The following is a 7,447-nucleotide window of genomic DNA, read 5'->3' as shown; positions in this document are numbered from 1 at the left end:
CTTCCCAGGACCGGTTCCGGTCCCAGTGCTCATGACGGCGGTCGTTCCCGCTCACCGCTGCGGGGCAGTCCCGGATTCCCACCGGGTTCCCTCTTGCGACGCATCCCGCCTGGCGGACGGGGCGAACCAGCTGCGCTCAAAGCCTACCTGTGAGGAAGTCAGGCCCGGCCATCTGACGATCACGGCCACGGTCGCACGCTGTTGTCCTGCCTGCCGGCCCGGTGAGCACGGGGCGCCGGGCCGGCAGAGGGATCGGGCCGAGGGATCAGGCCGAGGGCCGGGTGGGGGAGGCCGAGGCTCCTGCACCGCCGCTGGTGAGCGGCCATTCGCGGTTGAGGCTGCCCAGCGGGATGCGGCGCTCCAGCAGTGGAGTGCCGAAGATGGAGAGCTGCAGCTGGAGATGGCCGCTCAGGTCGAAGCCGCCGTAGAGGGCCCAGGACGCGACGGCCGACGCGGTGCCGTCCGTGGCCCCTGCGGCGGTGGCAGTGGCCTCGCCGCGCAGGTACGGGGCGAAGTCGGCGACGAGCCCGACCATGCCGTACAGGCCGACGGAGGCCTCCGCACCCAGGGTGGCCTTCGCGCTGCCCGCGGCCGTGACCGATGCCTTGACCGGCGAGCCCTTGACGTTCGAGCTGCTGGCCGGGGTCCAGCCCGCGCCCTTCGTGTAGTCGGCGCCGACCCGGAAGTCACCGCCGAGCTTCTGCTCGACGTCCAGGGTGATGCGGCCGTCGGCCTCCACCTGGATGTAGCAGGTCAGGTCGAGGTTGACGACGACGGGCACGTAGCCGACCTGGATCACGGGGTCGGCGTGCAGCTTGGCGAAGGGGATGCGGTGCTTGACTCCGCCGGCCACGCGGCCCTTGAGCTGCCACTGGGCCTCCCAGGCACCGGACATGCCGAGGTGGTGCTTGCGCGCGTTGCCGTCGTACGAGAACTCCACCTCGGGCGCGAGCTGGACGAATCCGGAGACGGAGGCGGCGGCGGAGGCCGGGGCGCCTTCGGCGGTGGCGATGGCGGCGCCGACGTCGAGGCGGAGGTTGCCCAGGGGCAGCTTGGCGCCGTTGGGTCCGAAGGTGGCTCCGCCGGTCTTGGCCCAGGAGACCTTCACGCCCTGGAGGAGGGGTTCGACGCCGACGGTCGACGGGTCGACAGGAACCTGTCCCTCGGCCTTGTCGTCGGCCAGGAGCGCGCTGAGGTCGGACGGCTTGGTCTCGACCTGGGTGCCCTGATCGCTCTGGGCGCCGACCTTGGTGACCTCGGCGAGCAGTCCGTCGGGGGCGCCGGGTACCGGGGCGCTGGCGATGATGTCGCCGGTCTTGACGGCGGCAGGAGCTGAGGCGGAGGCGGAAGCGGACGGCTTGGCGCCGGGAGCTGAGCTGGGACCTGGAGAGCTCTTCTGCGGCTGCGATATGACGGCGCGTCCGGTGCCCTTGTCGAACGAGGCGACCTTCAGCGAGGTCTTGCTCGCCGTTGAGCCGCCCGCGCCCGGCCGTGCCACGGCCGCCGGAGTGGCCGCGCCGGCGGGCGCCGCGGCGACGTCGAGTTGCTGGGAGCCGTCGGAGGCGGCCGCCTGGGCGGTGGGGGTGGTACCGGCGGCGGAACCGCCGGCGGTGGGAGGCGAGGAACATCCGCTCGCAACGAGGGCTAACGCGGTCAGTGTGACGGGGGCCAGGAATTTCCTGGTGAAGGCACGCACAGTGGTCCTCCGGCGCTGGGAAGAGATTGGGGGGTCAGCCGGCGTTACCCGGGGTAATACTCGCGGGTAACAATGAGGAAGCATGCCATGTGCACGCGGCCATGTCACATTGACTGTGGTGTCAACACGTGAAAGACACGTGCAGTTGACGTTCTGTCATGGTGGCTGCGGCGAACCGTCCAGCCCGACGGGGACGACCCGAACTTCCCCGCCACGTGAAGCGCTATCGACCCGACACTCGCAAGTTGATCGGCTTTCGGTCCCGAAACCCGTCCGGGACCGGTTGGTCGCCCATGGGGCCGGGGCGCAGTGCCGGTTGTCCCGCATCGGGCGGGGCGGTGCCGTCGTCACTGAGGGCGTTGCACCAATCCCGCGCCGGGGCGCGTGTGCCCCGCTCGCCGGCCGCCGCGGCGAAGAGCCTGCGCACCGCCGCCTCGTGGTGGTCGTCCAGACAGCCCGGAACGGGCGTCAGTTGCTGCCCCGGCACGACGTACGGATCCTGGGCGACGATCCGACCGACGGCGAGGGCCGTCTTGTAGGCGTCGCTGTCGATGTCGGCCTCGGACGCAGGTGTCCGGGGGTCGACCCAGTCCACCGTTTGGGCCGGCGCCTGGGCGGGCGGGTCACCCACGAAGGAGAAGCCGTCGCAGTCCAGGAAGTAGACGCCGGGCTCTGGGTCGAGCGCCCACAGCACGTTGGCGTGCGAGATGTCGCCCAGGACGACTCCCGCGCCGTGGAACCAGTCGATGGCCCGCACGAAGGCCAGGGCCAGCGTCCGCCGCTCCTGGGGCGTGGGCTGCGGAGCGGTTCGGAATCCCGGCCTGGACGGCCGCAGGAGGTATTGAAGCTCCAGCAGCCTGGTGTGCAGTGAGGGGGTCTGCCACGACATGTGGGCCGGGGCGCGTCTCATCAGGACTCCGACGCTGCGGCCCCTGTGCATCACGCGACACAAGGGCCAGGCCGCGACCGAGTCGAGGAAGGAGCGGCCCGATGGCGTCAGGCTCTGGCGGAAGGCGGGCAGGGAGGCCAGGGCCGCGCCGTTGATCTTCGAGGGGTTCCTGTACTTCTTGAAGGCGACGTCACCGCCGTCGACCGCGTGCACCTCCGCTTGGCCGCCGACCCCTATGCAGTCGCCGAGCGAGAGGGTCGAAAGGTTGACGTCCTTGCCGTCTTCGACAGTCACCGAGCCGCTCCCCGGTCCCACAGGCAGACAACCGTGCGGTCGTCGTCGTACGTCTTCGCACGCAGCTGTGCCTGCCACAGGAAGTCGGAGGGCGTCGGGACTTCGCCTCGGCCCCAGTAGTCGGCCAGGCGCACGGCGAATTCCCTTTCCCGGGCCAGTGGGTTCGTCATGCCGTCGGTGCCGAGCAGAAGGACGTCACCCGGGGCCGACGGGAAGAGCCGCGTCTTCGCGGTGTCGTAGGAGACGGGGAGCGCGTCGGTCCTCGTGTCGAGGACGGGGCCGGGGGACAGGGCGCTGCCGCCGGTCCACGTGCCGTCGCGGAACACGCACAGACCACCGTCGCCGACGCTGATCAGGAGTCGTTCCCGCACGCTCTCGTCGGTGGGTACCAGCAGGACGTGGAGGGTGGTGGCGTAGTCCCTGTCGTCGTAGCCGGCTCCGGCGTTCCCCTGCCATCCGAGGCGCAGTTCCTCGACGGTCCGGCCGACTATCGCGTTGACCAGCCGGTCGAGCCCGGCCTCGTCCTGGTCGATCAGTGCCCGATAGAGGCTCTCGGCCTCGCCGTCCAGATTCACCGTCGTCTGGTGGGCGACGTCCTGGGACGCCACGTGGGCGCGCTTCGAGGAGCTCACCCCGTCCGCGACAGCGAGTACGAGCATCGACGTGTCCGGCTTTCCCACGCGGGCGATCACCATGGAGTCCTGGCGGCAGCGGCCCTCCCAGCGGTGGGAGTCCCCCCGCACCGAGACACCCCGAGCCGTCAGCGGACCCACGGTGATGCCGTCGACCACGATGTCGGGAGTGAGCGCCGCGAATCGGTCGCCGTCCCTCATCGACGGCTTCGTCGTGGGGTGGGAGGGGTAGCTGGGCGGTCGCTCTCCGATGTGTTCGGGAAGACCGCGCACCAGCTCCGCGGCCGCCGCGGGCTCCCCCTCGGACCGGTGGCCACCGCGCTCGTACTCGTCGCGCATGGAGCTGTTCACAACCTGTCCAGGGATACGGTGGTGAAGCCGGGCACGTGGTCGTCGACCTGGAGCTCGAAGCCCTCCCCCCCGAGGGTGGAAGCACTGGTCGTGGAGATGACGATGGAGCGGGTGAGGCTGGTGGCGAATTCACGCAGCGCCATGGCCGGACTGAATTCGGCACTCTCCTGGATGAACGCCCTGAAGTTGGCGACCTTGGAGATGACGGCGGGATCGGCCTCGCCGATGCCGAAGGCGATGATCTTCGGGGCGTAGCGGGAACCGTTGAGTTCCTTGAGCGATGTACGCCAGTCAAGATCCGTCGGAGCGCCGTCCGAGAGGAAGAACACGACCGGCCGGTACACCGCATGCCCCTGGCTCTTCAACTGGTCGACATCGTGCTCGATGGTGTCCTTCAAGAGCCGGAAGGCCGCGTCGTAGGAGGTGATGCCGCCGGGCGACAGTGCCGGCAGCTCGGTCAACTCGCTCACGTCGGCGAGGGGCTGGAGGACAGCGGCCGTGGTGGAGAAGCCGATCAGCCCGAAGCGGGCCTTGTCCGCGATCGTCGGGTTGGAGCTGAGCTCCGCATGCAGCTCGGGCAGGGCGTCATTCATGGTGTCCACGCCCACACCGGCCATGGAGCCGGATTCGTCGCACACCAGGTAGAAGGGAAGGAGCTGCATCGCCTGTCTCCCGAGTCGGCCCTGACCAATGATTCCGGTGACTCCGGCACCGAAATGGATCTTCGCGTACATCTGTAGACACTCCACCGGACGCGTCATTCTACGGGGACGGTTCCGAAAGCACCGCATTCCTCGGGGAGTTGGTCATGGCCCTCGGCCCTTGCCGCGCCCAGCGGCATCTGGTGCGCCGGATGCGCGTAAGGCAGTCTCCGGTCACCAAATCCCCTAGCATTGACGTCTCTTGAGGTGCACTGAGACAGGGGCGGGGAGCGGGCATGCGTATCCGGATCGCGGGGGACGGCGATGAGCAGGCACTTTCGGACCTCAGGTCCTGGCTGAGCCGTGATCCGGACACCGGGGCGCTGCCCGTGGAGCCCGTGGCGGGCGGCGCCGGGACGACGATGAGTGTGCTCGAGGCGCTGGACATCGCCTTCGGGCATGCGGTGGACATGGCGAACTTCGCCCTCGCCTACACCACATGGCGGTCGACACGGGCAGGTGGGACGGCGGCCGTGGGCGGGGGCACCGGGGCACGGACCCTCACCCACGGGGACACGACCGTCGACATCGGCCACCTCAGTGCGGAACAACTGACCGAGCTGCTGCGCAGCCTGGGCAACGGAGCCGTCGTCCGAGCAGCGGACGACAGCTCGGACGAGGGCCGCCGCCTGCCATGACGGGACAGGAGAAGCCCGCCTCCCGCGCGGTCCTCTTCGGTGTCCACGCCTACGACCACTTCTCCGATCTTGACGGTGTCCGGAACAACGTTCCGGCGCTCCGCGCCCAGTTGACCGACGTGGCGGTAGGTGGATTCGCCGACGAGGACTGCGTCAGCCTTCCCGCGGACAGCACTCCGGGCACGGTCCTGGACACCGTGCAGATCGCCGCCGAAGAGGCACGTGACCTGCTACTCGTCTACTACGCGGGGCACGGGCACTTCCACCGGGACGGTGAAAGCCTGCTGCTCTCCACCAAGACGTCCCACTCCAGAAGTCCGCACCGCTCGGTGCCCTACTCCGAAGTACGGGCCTTTCTGGCCGAGGCGAAGGCCCAACACAAGATCGTCATCATCGACTCCTGTTTCAGCGGCGTCGCTCTCCACATGGACAGCCGACCCCGCACGGCGTCCGCGGAGTTGCTGGCCATCGACGGCGCCTGCGTCCTCACATCGGCCGCGGAGACCCAGCGATCCCTCTGCGTTCCCGAGGGCAGCGTCTTCACGTTGGAACTCGTCAAACTGCTGCGCGACGGCCTCACCGGCCCCCTGCCCGACGGCCGCAGGGGAGAGGGACAGCCCGTCCTCACCGTGGCGGACGTGTACGAAGCTCTCCGCGCCCGCCTCTCCGGCCGCAAGGTGGAAGGCCACAACGTCCCACAACCCCGCATGGCCACGCGCGACGACGGCCACCGGATCCCCCTCGCCCGTAACCGGGGGTTCCTCGGCGAGCCGACGAAGGTGCCGCGCGCCTCACGCATCCCTCATACGGCCTTCGCGCCCAGCCGTCACTTCACAGGCCGCGAGGAGGAGATCAGCGAGCTGGTGCGGCTGGCGGGATCCGACCCTCCTGTCCTGTGCCTTGTTCACGGACGAGGCGGACAGGGCAAGTCCGAGCTGCTGCGCGCCACGGCCGCCCGCATCGCCCATCTCTTTCCCGCCGGCTGTCTCGAGGTCGATCTGCGCGGCTGGACGCCGGACGAGCAGGCCCGTGATCCGTACGCCGTCATCGACGAACAACTCCGGCACATCGGCTACGAGCCGGACCGCATTCCCACCGACCCCACCGCCCGCGCGGAGGCCTGGCGTCTGCTCCTCAAGAGCCAACGCCTCCTCCTGCTCCTCGACAACGCCCGCGACACCCGCCAGCTCCGCCCGCTGCTGCCCGGGGCCGACGCGCAGAGCGTGGTGATGATGTCCAGCCGCAGCGAGCTGCCCGACCTCACCGTCGACTGGCGTCACGCACTCGCTCCGCTTCCGACGACCGACTGCGTCACGGTCTGGCACAAGATGGGCGTCCCCGAGGGCACCCATCACCTCGGCGAACTCGCCGACGGGATCCACGGCAGCCCCAACGCGCTCGGGCCGCTCGCCACCGCCCTGCGTCGCGGCGCCTCCCCACGGTCCCTCCTCGCCTCCTTGTCCGGCCCCACTCCCTTCCGCCTCCTCCCGGACCTTGACGCGGTCGAACGTGCCGCCTTCACGAGCGCCTACGACGCGCTCGACCCCGACCTGCGCTCTCTGGTCCACCACTGCGCCTGGCACCCGGGCCCCGACTTCGGCCCGGACTGCATCGCCGCCATGACGGGACGCCCCGAGGAGGAGGTGGACATCCAACTCACCCGCATCGAACAGCTTCTGGTCCGGAAGAACGGTCGCTACACCTTCCACGACCTGAGCCTCGTCTACGCCCGTGACCGGGCGGCCAAGGAGGCCAGTGACGAAGCGGCCCGCGCAAGCCGCGTACGCCTGTACGAGTACCTCCGCAGCAACCTCACGAAGACCCAGAGCACCGTCCGGCAGAGCGCTGACAGCATCGAAGGCGAACACGAACACGAACACGAACTCGGAATGGCTCACCGGTGGCTGGAGCACCATGCCCAGGAACTCTCCACCGCCGCACGGGCCGCTCTCGAGGACGGCTGGGACCAGGCTCCGGACTGCCTTCGGGAACTCGGCACGTGGCTCTACCTCGCCGGCTGGTACGCAGCATCCGAGGAGAGCTTCAGGATGCTGCTCTCGAACATCGACCGCACCTCCACCGTGTCCGCGGACGCCTTGAAGGGCCTGGGTGAAGTCCACCGCGTGCAGGGCCGGTACGACGAGGCCACCTCGGCCCACGAGGAGGCGCTCACCGTCTACCGGCAACTCGGAGACAGGCGCGGCGAGGCCAACGCCACCAGCGGACTGGGCGACATCCACTACGCG

At 69.5% G+C, this 7,447-nt stretch carries 6 protein-coding genes and 1 riboswitch; of the genes, 2 read left to right on the top strand and 4 right to left on the bottom strand.

The genetic code is table 11. The features are described 5' to 3' along the window. Positions 1 to 146, bottom strand: a riboswitch (cobalamin riboswitch). This riboswitch is flagged as partial in the annotation. Between the two features lie 119 nt (positions 147 to 265). From ACZ45T_RS35540 to ACZ45T_RS35525, 4 genes are all read right to left on the bottom strand, one after another. Then, on the bottom strand, positions 266 to 1,696 hold the full coding sequence (locus tag ACZ45T_RS35540) for a hypothetical protein (RefSeq protein WP_468448271.1): 1,431 nt from the start codon (positions 1,694 to 1,696) through the stop codon (positions 266 to 268). A 223-nt stretch (positions 1,697 to 1,919) separates the two neighbouring features. Further along, positions 1,920 to 2,879 carry a hypothetical protein gene (locus ACZ45T_RS35535; RefSeq protein ID WP_468448270.1) on the bottom strand — a complete coding sequence of 320 codons (960 nt, stop codon included), beginning with the start codon at positions 2,877 to 2,879 and terminating at the stop codon, positions 1,920 to 1,922. After that, entirely contained in the window at positions 2,876 to 3,862 is a 987-nt protein-coding gene (locus ACZ45T_RS35530; protein ID WP_468448269.1) for a protein phosphatase 2C domain-containing protein, read from the bottom strand. Before ACZ45T_RS35530 ends, ACZ45T_RS35535 begins: the two co-directional genes overlap by 4 nt. Beyond that, positions 3,859 to 4,524: a vWA domain-containing protein gene (locus ACZ45T_RS35525; RefSeq protein WP_468448268.1), complete on the bottom strand. Its 666-nt coding sequence runs from the start codon at positions 4,522 to 4,524 to the stop codon at positions 3,859 to 3,861. Before ACZ45T_RS35525 ends, ACZ45T_RS35530 begins: the two co-directional genes overlap by 4 nt. 275 nt (positions 4,525 to 4,799) lie before the next feature. On the opposite strand from ACZ45T_RS35525, the gene ACZ45T_RS35520 reads away from it, so the two are divergent. Together ACZ45T_RS35520 and ACZ45T_RS35515 are read left to right on the top strand one after the other, a co-directional pair. Further along, positions 4,800 to 5,201 carry an effector-associated constant component EACC1 gene (locus ACZ45T_RS35520; RefSeq protein ID WP_468448267.1) on the top strand — a complete coding sequence of 134 codons (402 nt, stop codon included), beginning with the start codon at positions 4,800 to 4,802 and terminating at the stop codon, positions 5,199 to 5,201. Further along, positions 5,198 to 7,447, top strand: a 2,250-nt coding sequence (locus ACZ45T_RS35515; RefSeq protein ID WP_468448266.1) for a caspase, EACC1-associated type, incomplete at its 3' end; no start/stop codon positions are given. The genes ACZ45T_RS35520 and ACZ45T_RS35515, both read left to right, overlap by 4 nt.

The sequence above is a fragment of the Streptomyces sp. NPDC030995 genome (assembly GCF_055571215.1).
The sequence above is the reverse complement of the archived record's forward strand: the minus strand, read 5'-3'. Positions and strand labels throughout refer to the sequence as shown.

What these genes read in the sequence shown, in the direction of transcription:
- ACZ45T_RS35525 (WP_468448268.1), bottom strand. Translation starts at nt 4,524, where the DNA reads ATGCAGCTCCTTCCCTTCTACCTGGTGTGCGACGAATCCGGCTCCATG.
- ACZ45T_RS35520 (WP_468448267.1), top strand. Translation starts at nt 4,800, where the DNA reads ATGCGTATCCGGATCGCGGGGGACGGCGATGAGCAGGCACTTTCGGAC.